Raw genomic sequence first — 19,029 nt, forward strand, 5'->3', positions numbered from 1 at the left:
CATCGCGCCCCCCGCAACCACTTCAAAACGCCCCCCGTGGGGAACTGCGCCCCCCCCGGCGCCCGCCCCCCCCCCCGCGCGCGGGGGGCGGGGTGTGGCGCCCCGGCCCCCGCGGCGCGCCTCCCCCGTCGGTCAGGTCTAACGCGTACCGACCGCGGCCCGCACGGCACGCCGGGCCATGGCGCAGTCGTCGTGGAGGCGGCGCAGCAGCAGACGCTGCTCCTCGCCCGACGACAGCGCCCCGGGACGTTCCTGGCCGGCCCGCACGGGAGCGGCGGAGTCCCGCATGGCGCGCTGCACGGCCGTCTCGTACGTCCGGATCTCCCGGGTGAGCACCAGCATCAGGTTGATCAGGAACGCGTCCCGTGCCGCCGTGCCGGCCGCCTGGGCCAGCTGGCTGATCTGGCGCCGCGCCACCGGAGCGTCCCCCAGGACCGCCCACAGCGTCGCCAGGTCGTAGCCCGGCAGATACCAGCCCGCGTGCTCCCAGTCCACCAGCACCGGGCCGGTGGGCGACAGCAGGATGTTGGAGAGCAGCGCGTCCCCGTGGCAGAACTGGCCCATGCCCTGGCGGCCCCCCGCGTGGGCCAGGCCGTGCAGCAGCTTCTGGAGATCGCCCAGATCACGGTCGGTGAAGAGCCCCAGCTCGTGATAGCGGGCGATCCGCGCCGCGTAGTCCAGCGGGGCCTCGAAGAGACCGGGCGGCGGGCGCCAGGCGTTGACCCGGGTGACCGCGCCGAGCACGGCCCGCAGATCGGCACGCGGCGGGGCCTCCGAGGGGTGGCGGGTCAGCGCCGCCACCCGGCCGGGCATCCGCTCGATGACCAGGGTGCAGTTCTCCGGATCCGCGGCGATCAGCCGGGGCGCCCGGACCGGCGGGCGGTGCCGGACGAACGCCCGGTACGCCGCTATCTCGTGCCGGAACCGCTCCGACCACGCGGGGGAGTGGTCCAGTAAACACTTGGCGACCGCGGTCGCGCGGCCGGTCGAGCCCACGAGCAGGACCGAACGGCCGCTGCGCCGCAGGACCTGCACCGGGTTGAACTCCGGGCAGATCCGGTGGACCGAGGCGATCACCATCCTCAACTGCGCGCCCTGCGGCCCGGACAGGTCCAGCCGTCCGCCGAGCGAGGGGGCACCGGGCCCTGCCGCGCGCCGGGGCCGGCCGATGCCCGGCGCCGGGACGGTGGCGCGGGGATCGAGATACGGTCCGCCGCCCGCCCCGAGGGGTCGAAGCGGCCGGGGCGGGGCGGACACGGAGGACGATGCTGTGTACATGGGCGAGACAGATCCCTTCGTGCGCCGACAAGTAGCGTGCGCCGCCCCGGCCCGGCGGCCGTTCGGCACCCTGGGGAGTACCGAGGGCTGCCGGGCGGGGTGGCGCTTTCCTACCTGACACCGGCGCACGGGTGTGTATCCACGTAGCGTGCCCTGGCGAAGCCTGGCGAATAGTCGCACGGCACCTGACACGGGGTTACTGTCAACACAGCCGAGAACCTGGGGGCTTGACGTGACCGGAGAACCCAACACCCGTCTGTCGGACCTGTTCGGCCTTGCCGGCTGGTCCAAGGGCGAACTCGCGAGAATGGTGAACCGGCAGGCGGCGGCCATGGGCCATCCGCAGCTGGCCACCGACACCTCGCGCGTGAGGCGCTGGATCGACATGGGGGAGTCCCCGCGCGATCCCGTCCCCAAGGTGCTGGCTGCCCTGTTCACCGAGCGGCTCGGTCGTGTCGTGACCATCGAGGACCTCGGGTTCGGCCGACGCGGGCGTGCGGGGAAACGGCGGGAGGCCGGGACGGAGCAGAATCCCGACCGGCTCCCGTGGGCGCCCGAGCGGACGGCAGCGGTCCTCACCGAATTCACGGGAATGGACCTCATGCTCAACCGACGCGGCTTGGTGAGCGCGGGCGCCGCGCTCGCCGCAGGCTCGACCATCGCCGGCCCCATGCACGACTGGCTCCACACCGACCCCGTCCTGGCGGCGGACGCCCCACGCATCGACGATCCCGCGCACGCGGACCCGGCCGGCTTCGACCGGTACGAGGCCGCGCCCATCGGCTCCGAGGAGATCGAGGCGCTGGAGCATTCCGTGGAGGTGTTCCGCGCCTGGGACGCCTCCCGGGGGGGCGGCCTCCAGCGCAAGGCGGTCGTGGGCCAGCTCAACGAGGTGGGCGGCATGCTCGCCTACCGCCACCCCGACCACCTCCAGCGGCGCCTCTGGGGCGTCGCGGCCAACCTCGCCGTCCTGGCCGGCTGGATGTCCCACGACATCGGCCTCGAACCCACGGCCCAGAAGTACTTCGTCATCGCCGCGCACGCGGCGCGCGAGGGCGGCGACCGGCCCCGCGCGGGCGAGGCGCTCTCCCGGGCGGCCCGTCAGATGGTCCACCTGGGCCGCCCCGACGACGCCCTCGACCTGATGAAGCTCGCCAAGTCCGGCTCCGGCGACATGGTCCTGCCGCGCACCCAGGCGATGCTGCACACCATCGAGGCATGGGCGCAGGCGTCGATGGGGCACGGGCAGGCCATGCGCCGCACCCTCGGTCTGGCCGAGGAGCTGTTCGTCTCCGACAAGACCGATGTGCCGCCGCCCAGTTGGATGCAGATGTTCGACGAGGCGGATCTGCACGGCATGCAGGCCCTGGCGTTCCGCACCCTGGCCGAGCACGACCCCTCGGCCGCCGTCCCCGCCCAGCGCCACGCCAAGCGGGCGCTGGAACTGCGGGTCAACGGACGCCAGCGGTCCAAGATCTTCGACTACATCTCGCTGGCCTCGGCCTGCTTCATCGCCGACGACCCCGAGCAGGCCGACCGCTACGCCCGGCTCGCCCTGGTGACGATGGGGGAGACCTCCTCGCACCGCACCTGGGACCGGCTGCGCGAGATGTACCGGCTGACGGGGCAGTTCGCGGGGTACGGGAAGATCGAGGACCTGCGCCAGGAGATCAAGCGCTCGCTGCCGCAGAGCCAGCTCGTCAAGCGGCCCCGGAGCGCCGAGATCTGAGGGCGCGGTACGACAGAGATTCCTGCCCGGCGGCCCGTTCCTAGGCCGCGATGCGGACGACGAGCACGCCGGCGTCGTCCATGCGCTCGGTTCCGCCGAACTCCTCGACGACGGCGCGTACGCACTCCTGTGCCGAACGGGCCCGCGCGAAGCGCGGGGCGAGTCCGAGGAGTGTGTCCAGGCCCGGACGCAGGCCGCGCTCCGCGCTGCCCCCGTCCCGGGCCAGACCGTCGGTGTGCAGCACCAGCACGTCACCGGGCAGCAGGCGCAGTTCGTCCTGCTCGTAGACGGCCGCCGGGGCCGCTCCCAGCAGGATGCCGTCCGGCTGGGGAACGGGGCGCCCGGTGCCGTTGCGGAAGAGCAGCGGGGCCGGGTGTCCTGCCTGCGCCCATTCCAGGACGCGGGTGGCGGGGTCGAAGCGGCAGCACACCGCGCTGCCGAGGGCGGGCTGGACGGACGTCTCCAGTAAGTGGTTGAGGTGGCCCATCAGCGCGGCGGGTGCGATGCCGGCCACCGCCATCCCGCGCAGGGCGCCCAGGATCATCGCCATGGCGGAGGTGGCTCGGATGCCGTGGCCGGTGAGGTCGCCGACCGTCAGCAGCGTTCTGCCGTCGGGCAGTTCCATCGCGTCGTACCAGCCGCCGCCGATGAGCGCGCCGGACTCGGACGGGAGGTAGTGCGCCGCGATGTCGAGCGCTCCCGGGCCCTGTTCCGGAAGGCGGAGGGACTCGCGCCACGGAGGCAGTACGGCCTCCTGGAGGTCCCTGGCCACCCGGCGCTCGGCCCGGGCGATGTCCTGCTGGCGGCGGAAGGTGTCCTGGGTCCTGCGGACGGTCTGCTGGCTGCGGCGCAGCGCGCTGACGTCCCGCATGACCGCCCACATGGAGGCGGTGCAGCCGTCGGTGTCGAGGACCGGCTCGCCCATCATGTGCAGGGTCCTGGTCTGCCCGTCCGGGCGCAGGATGCGGAACTCGCCGTCTATCGGCTTGCCGTCGACGAGGCAGTCCGTCACCAGGGCGGTGAGGAGCGGCTGGTCCTCGGGGAGCAGGACGGAGGGCAGCTCGTCCAGCGAGAGCGGTCCGGCGTCGGCGGTGCGGCCGAAGATCCGGAGCAGTTCCCCGGACCAGCTGACCTCGTCCGTCAGGAGGTTCCATTCGGCGCTGCCCACCCGGCCGATCAGCGAGCCGGGGCCCTCGTCGCGCGCGCTCTGCGGCGCGGCCCCGTCCGGTGCGGCGGCGGACTGCCGCGCGGACTCCGTGGCCCGGTGGGGGAGCCCTTCCTTGAGCTGTCCCAACTGCGCGCCGAGATCGTCGAGCTGATGCACCGCCAGCTCGCAGAGCGCGCGCTGCCAGCGCTGCTGCGGGTCGTCCTCGTCCGCCCGGACGGTGTCGCGCCGCACCGCGTCCACGTCCCCGCGCAGCCTGAGCGCCCGGTGGATCAGCGCGTCGACGGCGCCGGAGGCACCGGCGGCGTCGCGTTCGGGCGGCTGGGGCGCGGGCCGGTCCGCGGACAGATGGGGCGGCATGTCGTACTCCGATACGGGCGCGGTACAACCAGGTCTGAGGGTGGACCGAATACGACTGTCGCACAGCCGGCGGGAGCCCGTAAGTGGTTTGGCGACACTCGACGCGTTCTTGCACCAGGCATATGCCAGCGGCGGACTGGAGGCTCGATCCGTCGAACACCTTTGCTGCCTACGGGCGTTGATGCAAGTCAACCGGCGCGCGCGGACGTTTGAGCGCTGATGAGCGCCGTTTTTGCGCGGGGCGTACGCATCTCGCGGGGGCATATGCGCGAAGTCCTCCGGAAGGGTTCCGGGCCGGGGCGCCCGCCGGCTCTGTGGCGGGGGAAGGGGGATTCCGAGCGGCGGGAATGCGCTGGGACACGTCCGCGTTGCATCAGCGTAACGAAAACGAATCCCGTTGCCGACAAGGGTGACGGGGGCGTGGATACGAGTCCGGAGGCGCCCATGGCCCGCAGTGAAGTCCGTCCCGTCGTCACCCTCCGCTCGACCGCGGGGACGGGGCACGGCTATGTGACGCGCAAGAGCCGCCGCATCACCCCCGACCGGCTGGTCCTGCGCAAGTTCGACCCCGTGGCCGGGCGGCACGTGCTGTTCCGTGAGGAACGCTGACGCTCCGCGACAGCGTCCCGTGCCCTGGATCACACTCCGGGGTGCGGGTGCGCGGGAACGGAACCTGGTGGTTTATCGTTCATCTATATGTGGGCGGTGCGCACAGCGCTCCCACCCCGAGACCGCCCCGGCTGGATTCCCCCGATCCGGCCGGGGCACAGTTCTGTCCGGACCTCACCTGCCGGGCCCGGCCGTCGCGCCGGACCGGCCCGCCGCCTCCACCAGCAGGGCCGCCGCCGCGAGCACCGCCGCCGCCACCGCACCGCCCGCCGGCCACAGCCGCACCGTCAGCGCCGCCCCGCCCGCGCCCGCGACCACGGCGGCCAGCCGGCCCAGCACCCAGCCGTCGCCGCGCCCCCGCGTCCCCCGGGCGAGGCGCCCGACGAGCGCGGTCAGGGTGCCGGTGAAGTAGTTCGTCGGGGTGTCCCTGATCCCCGCCTGGATGCCCATCGCGAGTCCCAGCGCCGCCAGCAGCCCCAGCCGGGCCGCCTCCGACGCGATCACCCCGCACCCCCACAGCACCGCCCCCGCCGAGAGCAGCGCCACCTCGGCCAGCAGCATCACCGGAATCCGGCCCGAGGTCCGCCCGCCCACCCGCGCGGCCCACGCCACCCCGCATCCGTACGAGACGAGTGCGGCCACCACCCGTGCGGCGACCCCGCTCTCGCCCGCGCCGGCGGCCGAGGCCCCGAGCAGCACCAGATTGCCGGTCATCACCCCGGCGAAGACCTGTCCGACGCAGAGGAACACGAAGGCGTCCGCCGCGCCGGAGGCGGCGGAGAGCAGCACCAGCGCGGTACGGGCGCGCGGACGGCCGGGATCCGGCAGGACGGCGGGTTCGGCGGACACCGGGGGAGTGGGCACACCGGAATCCTCGCCGCCGCCCGGACCGCCCCGGGCTCGGCGCGCCGGTCGTCGCGCCCCGCGGGCGGACCGGCCGCTCAGTCCAGGCCGCGCGCCCGCCTGAAGCGGGCCAGCCCCTCGCCCAGGTCGACCAGCGGCGCCGGATACGCGCGCACGCCGCGCGGTGCGTCCCGGAGCTTCCACGGCTCGTGCACCGCGGCCCCCGGCACATCGGCCAGCTCCGGCACCCAGCGGCGCACATAGGCGCCGTCGGGGTCGTACCGCTTGGCCTGTGCCACCGGGTTGAGGACGCGGTTGGGGCGGCTGTCGGTGCCCGTGCCGGCCATCCATTGCCAGTTCAGCTGGTTGTTGGCGACGTCCCCGTCGACGAGGAGGTCCAGGAAGTGCCGGGCCCCGACCCTCCAGTCGACGTACAGGGTCTTGGTCAGGAAGCCGGCGGTGAGGAGCCGGCCCCGGTTGTGCATCCAGCCCTCGTGGCGCAGCTGACGCAGGGCCGCGTCGACCACCGGATAGCCGGTCCGGCCCCGCCGCCACGCCTCGATCTCCTCGGCCGCCTCCTTCTCGGAGCGCCACTGGTCGTGCCGGGTGCGGTAGTCCGTGCGGGAGGCGTCGGGCCGGGCGGCGAGCACCTGGTGGTGGAACTCCCGCCAGCACAGCTGCCGCACGAACGCCTCCGCGCCCTCCCCGCCGGCCGCGCGCGCCCGGTGCACGGCCTCGGTGGGGGACAGGGTGCCGAAGTGCAGATGCGGCGAGAGCCGCGACGTCGCGTCCCCGGCCAGATCGTCGTGCCGTTCCTCGTACGCGTCGAGCCCCCGGCGCCGCCACGCGGTCAGCAGCGCGCGGGCCCGCCGCTCCCCGCCCTCGGCCAGTCCCTCCGAGACCCCGGAGACCCGGGCGCGCTCCGGCAACGGCTCCGAGGCGGCGGTCTCCGGGACGCGTACCGTGCGGGGCGCGCCGAAGGGGTCGCGGACCGGCTGGTGCGACCACCGCCGGAAGTACGGCGTGAACACGGCGAAGTGGTCGGAGGCGGCGGGCGTCACCGCACCGGGAGCGACCGCCGTGACCACGGCGTCGTGGACGTGCAGCCGCCGGCCCCCGGACTCCAGCGCGGCCCGCAGCCGCTCCTCGCGGTGGCGGGCGAACGCGCTGGCCCCGGCCGCGACATGGACGTCCCGGGCGCCGGTCGCGGCGACCACCCGGCCCACCTCCTCGATGACGTCGCCCGAGCGCACCACCAGCCGGCCGCCGCGCTCGCGGAGCCCGGCGTCGAGGTCGCGCAGGCAGTCGGCGAGGAAGGCCCGCCGGTTCGGGGCGCCGAACCCCGCCGCGTCCACGGCCCGGTCGCGGACGAACAGCGGCACGACCTCGTCGGCGTGGGCGAGCGCCGCCCGCAGCGGCGGATGGTCGTGCAGCCGGAGGTCGGCGGTGAACAGGACGACCGCTACGGTCATGGCTCAACTCCTGGGAGGCCGGGGAGCCGCTATCGTCCCCCCTTCCGGCCGCTCCCCGGGCGCATCCGTCAGCGCGGCGCCACGCGCCTCGCCGGTTCGGGTGACGCCGTCGTGGCCGCCGTGCGGGCGATCTTGCGGGCCATGCCGCCGAACACGACGGAGTGGAACGGCCACACACTCCACCAGTACGCGTGACCCAGCAGCCCGCGCGGATGGAACAGGGCCCGCTGCCGGTAGCGCGAGCGGCCCGGACCCCCGGGTTCGGCGTACATCTCCAGCCAGGCCAGACCGGGCAGCCGCATCTCCGCGCGCAGCCGCAGCAGCCGGCCCGGTTCGATCTCCTCCACCCGCCAGAAGTCCAGCGAGTCGCCCACCCGCAGCCGGTCGGTGTCCCGCCGGCCGCGCCGCAGCCCCACTCCGCCCACCAGCCGGTCGAGCCAGCCGCGCACCGCCCAGGCCAGGGGGAACGAGTACCAGCCGTGCTCGCCGCCGATCCCCTCGATCACCCGCCACAGGGCCTCGGGCGGCGCGTCCACGGCGCGGCCGCGCACATCCGTGTACAGGCTGCCGCCGGCCCAGTCGGGGTCCGTGGGGAGGGGATCGCTGGGCACGCCCGGCACGGAGGCGGAGGACCACCGGGTCGTGACCCTCGCCTCCCGGACCCGTTGCAGCGCCAGCTCCAGCGCCTTGTCCAGGCCGAAGGGCTGCCCCGGCCCGTCGGGGACGTAGCGGGCGATGTCGTGCTCGGTGCACACCACCTCGTACCGCAGCGATTCGGCCAGCGGACGGGCCAGGGACCTCGGGACCGGGGTGATCAGGCCGATCCAGTGACTGGAGAGGCCGGGGCTGAGCATGGGGACGGGGAGGATCAGCCGGTGCGGGAGGCGCGCGACCTTCGCGTAGTGCTGCATCATGTCGCGGTACGTGACGATGTCGGGCCCGCCGATGTCGAAGGCGCGGTTCACCTCGCGGGGCAGCCGGGCGGCGCCCACCAGGAAGCGCAGCACGTCCCGGACCGCGATCGGCTGGATGCGGGTGGACACCCAGCTCGGCGTCACCATGACCGGCAGGCGTTCGGTGAGATAGCGCAGCATTTCGAAGGAGGCCGAACCGGAGCCGATGATGACCGCGGCCCTGAGCACGGCGGTCGGGACACCGGACTCCAGAAGGATCCGCCCGACCTCGGCGCGGGAGCGCAGATGCGGCGACAGCTCACGTTCGGGCACCCCGGCCGGGGTGAGGCCGCCGAGGTAGACGATCCGGCCGACGCCCGCGTCGCGGGCCGCGCCGCCGAAGACGGTGGCGGCCCTGCGGTCGGTCTCCTCGAACCCGGAGCCCGAGCTCAGCGCGTGCACCAGGTAGTACGCCACGTCGGCGCCCTCCATCGCCGGGGCGAGCGAGCCGGCGTCGGTGACGTCGCCCCGGACGACGTCGACGTCGGCGGCCCAGGGCTGGTCCCGCAGCTTCTCCGGGGTTCGGGCCAGACAGCGCACCCGGAAACCGGCCGCCAGCAGCTCGGGGACGAGCCGTCCGCCGATGTATCCGGTGGCCCCGGTGACCAGGCAGACCGGGGGCCGGTCCGTTCCGTCGCTCGCCATGACGTCTCCGCATCGATCGCCGTGTCCCGCCGTGCGCCGGACCGTTCCGTGCCGGACGCTCCGACCAGTCTGACCCGCCCCGGCGCGCGGCGCAGGGCGCGGGCGCGGCCCCGAGGGGCGTGGCACGCCAGGTCGGGGGCATGTGTCGTCCATGGACTCAGAAGCTGTGAACCGTACGGGCGGCGCCGCGCGCCGCCGCGCCGCGGGGCGGGTTCTGCTGCGGGTGACCGTGCTGACGGCGGCCCTTCTCGCGATGACCGGATTCTCCGTCGTGCTGGCGAAAGTGACGCTCACCCCGTCGCCCGCGTCGGCCGACCTCGTGACGTCCAACCTCCGCCCGGGGCGCTCCCTGCGCCTGTACGCGGAGCACTACACCTTCCTCGCCGCCTGCGAGCAGATGGGCGGCAATCTTCTGCTGGGCATGCCGTTCGGCGTGCTGCTTCCGGTGCTCCTGCCCAGGCGGCTGCGCGTGCTGCGGACGTTCCTGCTGACCGTCGCGGCCGTCGCCGTGATCGAACTGGCGCAGGGCGCTCTGGTGGAGGGGCGCGCCTTCGACATCGACGACGTCATCCTCAACACGGCGGGTGCGCTCCTCGGCTATCTGCTGGTGGGCCGGTGGGCGAGCCATCGCTACCACGTCCTCGCGGCCGGACCGGACGCCGGGACCGACCCGCCCGCTCCGGCGAAGCCGGCCGCGGCCCGCAGGCGCCGGGGCGCCGCGCGCCGGAAGCCGTGGTGGACGCGGACGCGCGCCGGAGCGCGCGAGCGGCTCACGCGGCTCCGCTCCCGCCGGCGGTGAGGGGCGGGGCCGTGGACGGGGCACCCGATCGGCCTCCGGACGATTGCGGCCCCGGGCCGCCGGTCCCAGCGTGGGGTGACGCCGCGTGCGCAGCAGGCGTACGGATCACCCGCCGAAGGGGAGCGACATGGCCGACGCGCAGTGGAGTCCGGGGCGCGGATCGGGGGACGCGGAGGAGTTCCTGCCGGTGCTGGACCTCGTCGAGCCGGCCCGCCAGCGCCGGCTCACGGTCTTCTTCCGGCTCCTGCTGCTGATCCCGCACGCCGTCGTGCTGTTCTTCCTGGGGATCGCGGCTTTCTTCACCGTGGTGTTCGGCTGGTTCGCCGCCCTGGTGCTGGGCCGGCTGCCGGTTCCCGTCTTCGGGTTCCTCGCGGCCACGCTGGCCTACCGCACCCGGGTCTCCGCGAGCGCCATGCTGCTCGTCGACCGCTATCCGCCGTTCACCTTGACCCAGCCGTCGGACTATCCGGTGCGCATCGACGTACGGCCGACGCGGCTCAACCGGCTGGCCGTCCTGTTCCGGCTGATCCTGGTCATTCCCGCGGCCGTCGTGCAGAGCCTCGCCGCGTCCGGCTGGTACGCGCTCGCGGTGATCTGGTGGCTGGTCACCCTGGTCCTGGGGCGCATGCCGCGCCCGCTGTTCGAGGCGACGGCCGCCGTCCTGCGCTACGAGATGCGGGTCTCGGCCTATCTGTCGATGCTGAGCCCGGCCTACCCCAAGGGCCTCTTCGGCGAGGACGCGCTGTCGGTGCCGGAGCGGCAGGGGCGGTCGGCGACCCGGCCGCTGGTCCTGGGCACCGGGGGCAAGGTGCTGCTCGGCCTCTTCCTGATCGTCGGCCTCTTCGCCGATGTCACGACATCGGTGACCGGGGCGGTGTCCGACGGTTCGTCCGGCGGTTCGGACTACGGCATGGGGGCCCCGGTGTCCGCCGGGCGGCCGGGCGGTGTCACGGGCGGCTGAGCGCCGCCGGACGGTGTGCGTCTTGACGAGTACGCATCAATAAGTATGGTCTAGTCCAAGTGCAGGGCCGGTGCCGGACGCTCCTTCGGGGCGGTTCCGGTCGCGTATCCTGCCGTGCCCTTCGCGTCTCTTGGCCCCACACCTGAGAGGCACGGCCGCCGGGCCCGGGCCCCACACCCGGACCGTACGCGGCGATGCCTCATGTGAAGGAGGAGCAGCATGCACGCGAAAAGGAAGACCGCAGCCGTCGTCGGCGCCCTACTCGCCCCGGTGCTCGCCCTGAGCCTCCCGGCGGCCTCGGCCGACGCCCACGGCTACATCTCGTCCCCGCCCAGCCGACAGGCGCAGTGCGCCGCCAGGACCATCAGCTGCGGCGCCATCCAGTACGAACCCCAGAGCGTGGAAGGTCCCAAGGGGCTGACCAGTTGCAGCGGCGGCAACAGCGGCTTCGCCGAACTCGACGACGACACCAAGGGCTGGAAGGTCAGCCCCGTCGGCCGCACCGCCTCCTTCCAGTGGGTGCTCACCGCCCGCCACGCCACCAGCACCTGGCAGTACTACGCCAACGGCCAGAAGATCGCCGAGTTCAACGACGGCGGCGCCCAGCCCGGGGCCACCGTCACCCACCAGGTGAACTTCGGCAGCCACACCGGCCGCCAGAAGGTGCTCGCGGTGTGGAACATCGCCGACACGGCCAATGCCTTCTACGCCTGCGTGGACGTCGACGTCAGCTGATCCGCGCCCGCACCCCCGGCGTGCGGCACCGTCCGGACCCGGCCGTCCCCGCGCGCCGGACCCGGGACCGGAGCCCCCACCCCCCGGGTGGGGGCTCCGCCGCTGCGCCACCGTCACCCGGCTGCCCGCCGCGCCGCGCCGAACCCGCCCCGGCTCGCCACCCTGGAGGGACCACGGCGTCGTCAGAATCGGGTGCAGCATGCGCATACCCGCCCCTCCCGCTCCCCGGCGGGCCGCGGCCCTCGCCGCCGTGCTCGCCATGGCCCTGTCCGCCGCGGCGGCACCGGCCGAGGCCGCCGCACCGGGCGGCGCGGGCGCACCGGCGCCGACCGTGGTGCTGGTGCACGACGCCTTCACCGACGCCTCCGCCTGGAACGCCGTCGCCACCCGCCTCCAGCGCCTCGGCCACCCGGTCCTCGCCCCGGACATCCCGCCGCGCGGACCCGCCGAGGACGCCGCCGCCCTGCGCACCGCGCTCGACCGGATCTCCGGCCCCGTCGTGCTCGTCGGCCACGGCTACGGCGGTGCCGTCATCGGCGGGGCGGGCGCGGACGACCCGAAGGTGCGGGCGCTGGTCTACATAGCCGCCCTGATGCCGGACCGGGGCGAGACGCTCGGCCGGCTCTGCGCCCGCTTCCCGGGCGGAGCGCTCACCGACGCGCTCACCCGCACCCCCGTGCGCGACACCGACGGCACCCGGGGAGCGGCCCTGTCCCTCGCCCCCGGCCGGTTCCACGACCTCGTCGCCGCCGACCGTCCGGCCGGCACCACCGCAGTCCTCGCAACCGCCCAACGTCCGCTCGACGCGGCCGTGTTCACTCAGCCGGCCACGGCGGCCGGCTGGCGCACCGTACCCTCCTGGGCTCTCGTCGCCACCGAGGACCGGCTCCTCGCGCCGGAACTGGAACGTTTCCAGGCCGAGCGCGCCGGCGCGCACACCGTCGAGGTCGACTCCTCGCACCTCGCCCCGGTGTCCCGCCCCGGAGCGGTCACCGATCTGGTCGTCGCCGCCGCCGGGGCGACGGTGCCCCCGTCCCGGCGGCCCGTGACGAGCGCCCGCACCCTCGTCCTCGCGGCGGCGGGCTGCGCGGTGGGCCTCGCGGTCTTCGTGGGCGGCGGTCTGCTGGCGCCCGCCCGGCGCCGAGGCGCGATCCGTCCCCGGAGCCGCTGAACGCCACGCGCCGCGTCCGCGCGAGGGCTGCGGCACGCGGGCGGCGTGACGGGATACTGTCCCCTCGGTCCCGGTGGTGCGGGACCGAGCGGAAGGATGCGGAACCACATGACAGACAACGCCGACCTGGTCGCGTTCGTCCGGGCACGCCTCGACGAGGAGGAGGACGTCGCACGGGCCGCCGGCGGCGACGCGTGGCGCTGCCCGGCCGAGGTGCCCGGCGAGATCCACGACCGCGGCGGCGCCGTCGCGTTCGCCCTGCGCACACACCCGTACGACCGGCACATCGCCTTCCAGGACCCCGCCAGGACGCTGCGGCGCATCGAGACGAGCCGCGTCCTCCTGGACGAGTACACGGAGGTCGCCGCCCTCGACGTCGACCGGCCGCAGCGGGACTTCCCCTCGGGGCGGGCGGTCGGACTGGGCTTCGTGGTCCGGCAGATGGCCGCCGAGCACGCCGGCCACCCCGACTACCGGGTGAAGTGGCTTCCCCGCTTCGCCCAGTAACTCCACGCGAAGCGGCCGGTGTTGCCCCGTCCGGCCGGACGGAGCGGCACCGGCCGCCGGGCAGCGCGTCGATCAGAGCGGGTTCGAGCCGCCCTCGCCCTTGGTGGACACCTGCTCGCTCCGCTCCTGGAGCCGCCGGGCCTTGTCCTCCAGACGGCGGCGCTCCTGCGGGTCGGCGGCCCGCTCGGAGGCCTCCTTCATCTCCTGGGCCTTGGCACGGATCCGTTCGGCCCGCTTGCCCGTTTCGTCCGCAACGCTCATGATCCACTCCTGGGTCTCGGGGAGATCCGACCCCACCAGCGAATCAGCGCGCCCGCACCCCTGCATCTCGAACGGTCACACGCCGCGACGGATGCCGAAGCGCACCGGCTCGGGGGCCCGGCGCGGACACCCCATGGTTTCTGGCAAGATCGTGCGCCTGAATCGCACAGACCCGGCACAGGAATCGAAGACTCCGGCCGGGCGAACGAGCATGTTCGAACGGGGAACGAGGAAATCATGCGTACGTGGAAGCGGGCCTTACCGGTGGCCGTGGGAGCCCTGGCACTCGCCGTGGCGCTGAGCGGCTGCAACGGCACGGACTCGGGCAAGGGCCGCAAGGGGCACGGCTCGTCGGGTTCGGGGTCGTCGGGCGACAGGAAGACGTACCGCCTCGGCGAGGCCAGCCCGCCGCAGGAGAGCACCATGCAGAAGTCGAAGGGCAGCACCTACACGGTCACGCCCACCAAGGTGAGCACGGGCACGAAGGCCGACATGGACAACTCCGGCCTGGACAAGGACAAGGGCGAGGAGCCCAAGATCCCCGTGTACGTGTGGGCGACGGTCACGCACAAGAGCGGCAAGGCCATGGAGGTCGGCGACATGGACGACGACCTGGTGGTGCAGACCGACAAGGGCAAGCGCACCAGGGCCCTCATCGTCATCATGGGCGAGGCCAAGTGGCCCGACTGCCCGGCGCCCGACACCCAGAAGCTGCTGAACCCGGGCGAGTCGGCGGACATCTGCAAGGCGTTCCTGATTCCCGAGGGCCAGAAGGCCGCCGCGGTCCAGCTGAGCCAGGGCTTCACCAGCGAACCGCTGGAGTGGCCGGTCGCCGGCTGATCCGCGCGTGCCCCCGGGCCGTACGTGACCTGCGGGCCCACCCGCGCGGTGCCCGTCCCGCTCCCGGGGCGGGCATCGCGCACGGGGGATTCGAGCCCTCCCGCACCCGCACAACCGGCAGCGGCCGGCGCGCCCGCGCTATTTGCCCAACTTCTCGGCTGCGGCGGCCCGTCGGGCGAAGACCTCGTCCTTCGAGGCCGCCATCTCGCGCAGCGCCGACTTCCGCTCCCGCTGGGACAGCCGGTCCAGATAGAGCCGGCCGTGCAGATGGTCCGTCTCGTGCTGGAGGCAGCGGGCGAAGTAGCCGCGCCCCTCGATGACCAGCGGCTCCCCGTGCATGTCGAAGCCGTCGACCACGGCGTGGTCGCATCGCGCCACCGTCCGGTACGGCCCGGGGACCGACAGGCAGCCCTCGCCCTCCTCGACCAGCCTGCGCTCCCCGGCCGGCACCTCCCTCAGGACCGGGTTGGCGATGTGGCCGACATGGCGCACCCCCCAATCGTCCGTGATGTCCCAGACGAACAGCCGCAGGTCCACGTCGATCTGATTGGCCGCCAGGCCCGCACCGCCCGCCACCCGGTTCGTGGTGAACATGTCGTCGATCAGCCGGGCCAGTTCGGCGGTGCCGAACCGGGTCACGTCCTTGCACTCCCGGCGCAGGATCTCCTCGCCGACCACGGTGATGCGGCGCACGACGCCCCGCTCCACCTCCGGCGGCAGCGCCGGGTAGGAGTCCACCGGCTCACCCATCACCCGCACCCGCCGGTCCCGCGAGCTCTCGTCGAACCCCACCGTCATCGAGGTCAGCGCCTTCCGTCCGTCGTGTTCCGCGCCGCGCCGCGCCGCGCCGCGCCCGGCGGCCCGGGGCACGGCTTGACCCAGTGCTGTGCAACGTAGCAGCCGCTGCCCCATGCATGAGGAACACCGCCCCCACCCGGCCGTTCCCGCTGGCCGGCCGCCGTGGAGCCGATGGAGCGTCAGGTGCGGTCCGGCATGGTGGGGGCGGCGGCCGAGGCGGCGGCGATGACCTCGTCCAATACCTCGCGGGAGCGAGCCAGTTCGCTGATCATGCGGTCGATCCGGTCCCGTTCCCCGGCCAGTTCGTTGACCAGCTCCGGGGTCGCCCGGACGGAGGGACCGCCGTCCTCGTCGCGCATGCAGGGCAGGATCCGGGCGATCTTCGCGCTGTGGAGACCGGCCGCGTAGAGCTCCTGGATGCGGATGACCCGGTCCACGGCGCGTTCGGGATAGTCCCGATGGCCTCCCGGCGTCCGGTCGGCGGCCAGCAGCCCCTGCTCCTCGTAGTAGCGCAGGGAGCGTTCGCCGACACCCGTGCGCGCCGCCAGTTCGCCGATCCGCATACCGCACCTCACGACTTGAACCTGACATCAATGTGAGGTTCTACGGTACCCCGCATGACGCAGACCCAGCGGACCACCACCGCTTCCCGCCTCTTCGCACCGGCCCGTCTCGGCGGGCTCCGCCTGGCCAACCACCTGGTCATGGCCCCGCTCACCCGCAATCGCGCCGATGTCCACGGCGTGCCCGGCGAGCTGATGGCCACCCACTACGCGCAGCGGGCCACGGCCGGCCTCATCATCGCGGAGGCCACGACGCCCAATGCGGTCGGCCGGACCTACCCGCATATCCCCGGGATCCACACCGCCGACCAGATCGAGGGCTGGCGGCGCGTCACCGAGGCCGTCCGAGCGACGAATCCGGACAGCCGGATGTTCCTCCAGTTGCAGCACGGGGGCCGCGTCGGCCATCCCGACACCAGCGGCCACGTCCCCGTCGCTCCCTCGGTGGTGCGCTTCCCCGAGACGCTCCCGACCCCGTCCGGCCTCCAGGAGACCGTCCCCCCGCGCGAGATGTCCGCCGACGACATCGCCGCCACCGTCGCGGACTTCGCGACCGCCGCCCGCAACGCGGTGGCGGCGGGCTTCGACGGTGTGGAGGTCCACTCCGCCAACGGCCATCTGCTGCACCAGTTCCTCTCGGAGAGCACCAACCGGCGCACCGACGCGTGGGGCGGCCCGGTCGAGAACCGGATCCGGTTCACCGTCGCGGTGGTGCGGGCCGTCGCGGAGGCGATCGGCGCCGAGCGGACCGGCGTAAGGATATCGCCCGAGAACAACGTCAACTCCGTGGAGGAGGGCGACAGCGGCGCCCTCTACGCGGCGCTCCTGCCCGCACTGGCCCGGCTCGTCCCCGCCTATCTGCACATCGTCTACGCCGACCCGGACGCACCCCTCTACCAGCGGATCCGGTCGGCCTGGCCCGGCACCCTCATCGCCAACCCGAAGCTCTCCCACGAGGACCTTGCGGCCGACGCCGGACTGCGGCATGCCGAACGGCTGCTGGCCGGCGGAGCCGATCTGGTCTCCCTGGGCCGGGGCTTCCTCGCCAACCCCGACCTCGTGGAACGCCTGCGCACGGGCGCACCCCTGAACGCTCTGCGGCCGGAGTTCCTGATGCACGTCCACGGGGCCGAGGGCTACAACGACTACCCGGCGCTCAGCGACCGCTGACGCCCGGCCGTGCGCCCCTCCTTGAACCGTTCCCCGGCGGCCGGGGAGAGTAGGGGCCATGACGTGGAAAGCACCGGTGGTGGAACGCACCGTACAACTGAAGGATCTCGGCGTCCTGTCCGAGCGGGGGACGTTGGAGGGATGGCTCACCTGGCACCGGGAGACGCTGCTGGTGAAGTGCGCGGGGCTGGACGGGGAGCAGTTGGCGCGGACGGCGGCGGAGCCGTCGGCGCTGACCCTGCTCGGGCTGGTCCGGCACATGGCGGAGATGGAGCGGTGGTGGTTCAGAAGGAGCTTCGCCGGTGAGGACGTCGGCGAGGTCTTCGCCGGCCCCTCGGACGGTGACGAAGGCTTCGAGGGTGTGCGCGCCGACCGTGCCGAGCACGACGTCGCGGCCTTCCGCGACGAGGTCCGGACGTGCGACGCGCGCGTGGCGGGCCGTTCCCTGGACGAGTCGTTCCCTTCGGTGGCGGACACCACGCTCAGCCTTCGCTGGGTCTACGTCCTGATGATCCAGGAGTACGCGCGCCACAACGGCCACGCGGACCTGCTGCGGGAACGGACCGACGGCGCGACGGGGGACTGAGGACCGCCGCCGGTCATCCCTCCCGGCGGCCCCCGTCCGTGCGCCGGGCGCGGCGGCGCACCACCTCCGACAGGGTCCGCCGAGGAGGCCGGGCCGTGATGTCGCCGCCCCGGGATTGCCCGGTCAGGCGGACCCGCAGGACCGGCGGCACGTCCCCGTCGGGGGCGGGGCGGATCCTGATCTCGCCGCTGGACCGCGCCAGCGCGTCGGGGTCGACGGTGATGCCGGGCCGGGTCACCAGGATCAGGTTGCCCCCGACGCGCAGATCGACGTCGATGTCCAGGACGGAGTGCGTGATGACGGCCTCGGTGAAGTCGAGCTTCGCCTCGCAGAACATGAGCCGGATCTCCATCCGGCGGGGGACGAGCCAGCGTCCGGTGCGGGTGACGTCCCCGAACCGCTGGTCGATGCTGATGACGTCCTTGGCCTGCGGGGGCCGTCCCTCCAGAGGCAGATCGGCGGTCAGCCGGGCCAATTCGTCCCGCGTCCGGGCCGACAGAGCGGCGTCGAGCCGCTCGTCCAGTTCCCCGAGGGTCAGCCGGCCGTCGCCCGCCGCCGTTCGGAGGATCTCGACCACCTGGTCGCGTTCCCTGTCGGACGCCCGGAGCGCGGGTCTGTCGTCGTGGTCCGCGCCGTCACCGGCCGGTCGTGGTTCACCCGTCATGGCCCGATTCTCATCCCCGTCCGCAGGGACCGCAACGGTCGCGATCATGCCCGGGGCATGTCCGGCCGTTTCCAGGGGTGCGGTCCGGGGCCCCGCCCCGGACCGGTCAGGTCAGCAGGCGGTTGGGATGGGAGGCGCGCCGTGCCGCGGTCAGCAGGGCGTGGATCCGCGCTCCGGCCTGCTCCCACGCGTCCACGGGTGTGGCGAACGGCAGTCGCGCGTCCCGGCGCCGCCCCCGCGCGTACTCCAGACGCAGCGTCAGACCGTAACGGTCGAGCGCCACGGGGAGCGCGCGCAGCAGGGACCGGTCCGGCCTCGGGCGCACCAGCCGCAGGAGCAGTGGGACGAGTTCGCCGTGAGCGTCCATCAGATGGGTCAGCATCTCCGCCTCGTGCGCGGCCACCGGGTCGGGCGTCACGTCCTGGAGCGCCGCCAGGGTGACATAGGTGCGACCGGCCCGGTCGTCGATGACCGCCTGGCCGAACTCCATGCACACGCTGTCGGCCGCGTCCGGATCGTACGGGGCGGCCAGCAGCCCGGTCAGCGTCACCCGGGCGCGCAGCCGGTCGCGGACGGGGGTGGGGGCGATGTCGGTGAACTCCAGCCGGACCGGCACCGGCGCGGCGGGGTGCGCGGGGCCCGTGGCGGACGGTTCGTGCAGATGGAGGTGGCCCATGGCGCCCGTGCCGTCGAGCCGGTGCACCTCGACGGGCCGGAGCCCGTCGCTGACCACGGTCATGGAGTAGGCGGAGATCAGGACCGAGCGCAGGCGTTCGGCGGGGGTCGGCTCCGTGCCACGGGCGGGGGAGGGATGCATCCGAGTGCTCCTGATCGGCGGGGACAAGACCTGATGTCGCTTACTTAGGTATGCCTAACCTAACCCATGTGGTGGGTGGTGGAGCACGCGGGGCGGCCGGACC

General features: G+C 73.8%; 20 protein-coding genes. 10 read left to right on the top strand and 10 right to left on the bottom strand.

The genetic code is table 11. The features are described from left to right. Positions 1–138: 138 nt before the first annotated feature. Positions 139–1,278, bottom strand: coding sequence for an aminoglycoside phosphotransferase family protein (locus tag ACWCXC_RS27055; RefSeq protein WP_450684832.1), 1,140 nt, complete (start codon positions 1,276–1,278; stop codon positions 139–141). A 232-nt stretch (positions 1,279–1,510) separates the two neighbouring features. On the opposite strand from ACWCXC_RS27055, the gene ACWCXC_RS27060 reads away from it, so the two are divergent. Further along, a complete protein-coding gene (locus ACWCXC_RS27060; RefSeq protein ID WP_450684833.1) occupies positions 1,511–3,007 on the top strand; it encodes a DNA-binding protein NsdB in 1,497 nt (498 codons plus the stop codon). A gap of 40 nt (positions 3,008–3,047) precedes the next feature. Here ACWCXC_RS27060 and ACWCXC_RS27065 read toward each other — a convergent pair whose 3' ends face one another. Next, positions 3,048–4,532 (bottom strand): PP2C family protein-serine/threonine phosphatase, encoded by a 1,485-nt coding sequence (locus tag ACWCXC_RS27065; protein WP_450890780.1) that lies wholly within the window; start codon positions 4,530–4,532, stop codon positions 3,048–3,050. Positions 4,533–4,976: 444 nt separating this feature from the next. Here ACWCXC_RS27065 and rpmG point away from each other — a divergent pair, with 444 nt between their 5' ends. After that, on the top strand, positions 4,977–5,141 hold the full coding sequence (gene rpmG, locus ACWCXC_RS27070) for a 50S ribosomal protein L33 (protein WP_450890781.1): 165 nt from the start codon (positions 4,977–4,979) through the stop codon (positions 5,139–5,141). Positions 5,142–5,315: 174 nt separating this feature from the next. Here rpmG and ACWCXC_RS27075 read toward each other — a convergent pair whose 3' ends face one another. The 3 genes from ACWCXC_RS27075 to ACWCXC_RS27085 form a co-directional block, all read right to left on the bottom strand. After that, positions 5,316–5,930, bottom strand: a complete 615-nt coding sequence (locus ACWCXC_RS27075; protein ID WP_450684868.1) for a DUF1275 family protein — start codon at positions 5,928–5,930, stop codon at positions 5,316–5,318. A gap of 152 nt (positions 5,931–6,082) precedes the next feature. After that, complete coding sequence (locus tag ACWCXC_RS27080) at positions 6,083–7,456, bottom strand: cryptochrome/photolyase family protein (RefSeq protein ID WP_450890782.1); 1,374 nt, start codon at positions 7,454–7,456, stop codon at positions 6,083–6,085. A 68-nt stretch (positions 7,457–7,524) separates the two neighbouring features. Further along, a complete protein-coding gene (locus ACWCXC_RS27085; RefSeq protein ID WP_450890783.1) occupies positions 7,525–9,054 on the bottom strand; it encodes an SDR family oxidoreductase in 1,530 nt (509 codons plus the stop codon). Between the two features lie 151 nt (positions 9,055–9,205). Here ACWCXC_RS27085 and ACWCXC_RS27090 point away from each other — a divergent pair, with 151 nt between their 5' ends. The 5 genes from ACWCXC_RS27090 to ACWCXC_RS27110 all read left to right on the top strand — a co-directional run bounded on the left by ACWCXC_RS27090 (position 9,206) and on the right by ACWCXC_RS27110 (position 13,227). Beyond that, a complete protein-coding gene (locus tag ACWCXC_RS27090) occupies positions 9,206–9,853 on the top strand; it encodes a VanZ family protein (RefSeq protein ID WP_450890784.1) in 648 nt (215 codons plus the stop codon). A 127-nt stretch (positions 9,854–9,980) separates the two neighbouring features. Then, positions 9,981–10,814: a DUF4389 domain-containing protein gene (locus tag ACWCXC_RS27095; protein WP_450890785.1), complete on the top strand. Its 834-nt coding sequence runs from the start codon at positions 9,981–9,983 to the stop codon at positions 10,812–10,814. A gap of 219 nt (positions 10,815–11,033) precedes the next feature. Then, a complete protein-coding gene (locus ACWCXC_RS27100; RefSeq protein ID WP_450684840.1) occupies positions 11,034–11,549 on the top strand; it encodes a lytic polysaccharide monooxygenase auxiliary activity family 9 protein in 516 nt (171 codons plus the stop codon). 199 nt (positions 11,550–11,748) lie between these two features. Then, a complete protein-coding gene (locus ACWCXC_RS27105; RefSeq protein ID WP_450890786.1) occupies positions 11,749–12,720 on the top strand; it encodes an alpha/beta fold hydrolase in 972 nt (323 codons plus the stop codon). 108 nt (positions 12,721–12,828) lie between these two features. Continuing rightward, entirely contained in the window at positions 12,829–13,227 is a 399-nt protein-coding gene (locus ACWCXC_RS27110; RefSeq protein ID WP_450684842.1) for a DUF6221 family protein, read from the top strand. A 72-nt stretch (positions 13,228–13,299) separates the two neighbouring features. Here ACWCXC_RS27110 and ACWCXC_RS27115 read toward each other — a convergent pair whose 3' ends face one another. Continuing rightward, positions 13,300–13,488, bottom strand: a complete 189-nt coding sequence (locus ACWCXC_RS27115; RefSeq protein ID WP_450890787.1) for a DUF6381 family protein — start codon at positions 13,486–13,488, stop codon at positions 13,300–13,302. A 237-nt stretch (positions 13,489–13,725) separates the two neighbouring features. Between ACWCXC_RS27115 and ACWCXC_RS27120 the strand changes: the two genes are divergently transcribed. Further along, a complete protein-coding gene (locus ACWCXC_RS27120) occupies positions 13,726–14,328 on the top strand; it encodes a hypothetical protein (RefSeq protein ID WP_450890788.1) in 603 nt (200 codons plus the stop codon). 138 nt (positions 14,329–14,466) lie between these two features. Here the strand turns inward: ACWCXC_RS27120 and def are convergent, their stop codons facing one another. Further along, positions 14,467–15,126 carry a peptide deformylase gene (def, locus tag ACWCXC_RS27125; protein WP_450890839.1) on the bottom strand — a complete coding sequence of 220 codons (660 nt, stop codon included), beginning with the start codon at positions 15,124–15,126 and terminating at the stop codon, positions 14,467–14,469. 179 nt (positions 15,127–15,305) lie between these two features. Next, positions 15,306–15,689 carry a MerR family transcriptional regulator gene (locus ACWCXC_RS27130; protein WP_450684846.1) on the bottom strand — a complete coding sequence of 128 codons (384 nt, stop codon included), beginning with the start codon at positions 15,687–15,689 and terminating at the stop codon, positions 15,306–15,308. Positions 15,690–15,743: 54 nt separating this feature from the next. Here ACWCXC_RS27130 and ACWCXC_RS27135 point away from each other — a divergent pair, with 54 nt between their 5' ends. Then, a complete protein-coding gene (locus ACWCXC_RS27135) occupies positions 15,744–16,859 on the top strand; it encodes an oxidoreductase (RefSeq protein WP_450890789.1) in 1,116 nt (371 codons plus the stop codon). A gap of 58 nt (positions 16,860–16,917) precedes the next feature. Further along, positions 16,918–17,445 carry a DinB family protein gene (locus ACWCXC_RS27140; protein WP_450890790.1) on the top strand — a complete coding sequence of 176 codons (528 nt, stop codon included), beginning with the start codon at positions 16,918–16,920 and terminating at the stop codon, positions 17,443–17,445. A 13-nt stretch (positions 17,446–17,458) separates the two neighbouring features. Here ACWCXC_RS27140 and ACWCXC_RS27145 read toward each other — a convergent pair whose 3' ends face one another. Together ACWCXC_RS27145 and ACWCXC_RS27150 are read right to left on the bottom strand one after the other, a co-directional pair. Next, complete coding sequence (locus tag ACWCXC_RS27145) at positions 17,459–18,109, bottom strand: DUF1707 SHOCT-like domain-containing protein (protein WP_450890791.1); 651 nt, start codon at positions 18,107–18,109, stop codon at positions 17,459–17,461. Between the two features lie 106 nt (positions 18,110–18,215). Continuing rightward, on the bottom strand, positions 18,216–18,926 hold the full coding sequence (locus ACWCXC_RS27150; RefSeq protein ID WP_450890792.1) for a DUF2470 domain-containing protein: 711 nt from the start codon (positions 18,924–18,926) through the stop codon (positions 18,216–18,218). Positions 18,927–19,029 lie beyond the last annotated feature (103 nt).

It is taken from the genome of Streptomyces sp. NPDC001515 (genome assembly GCF_053597115.1).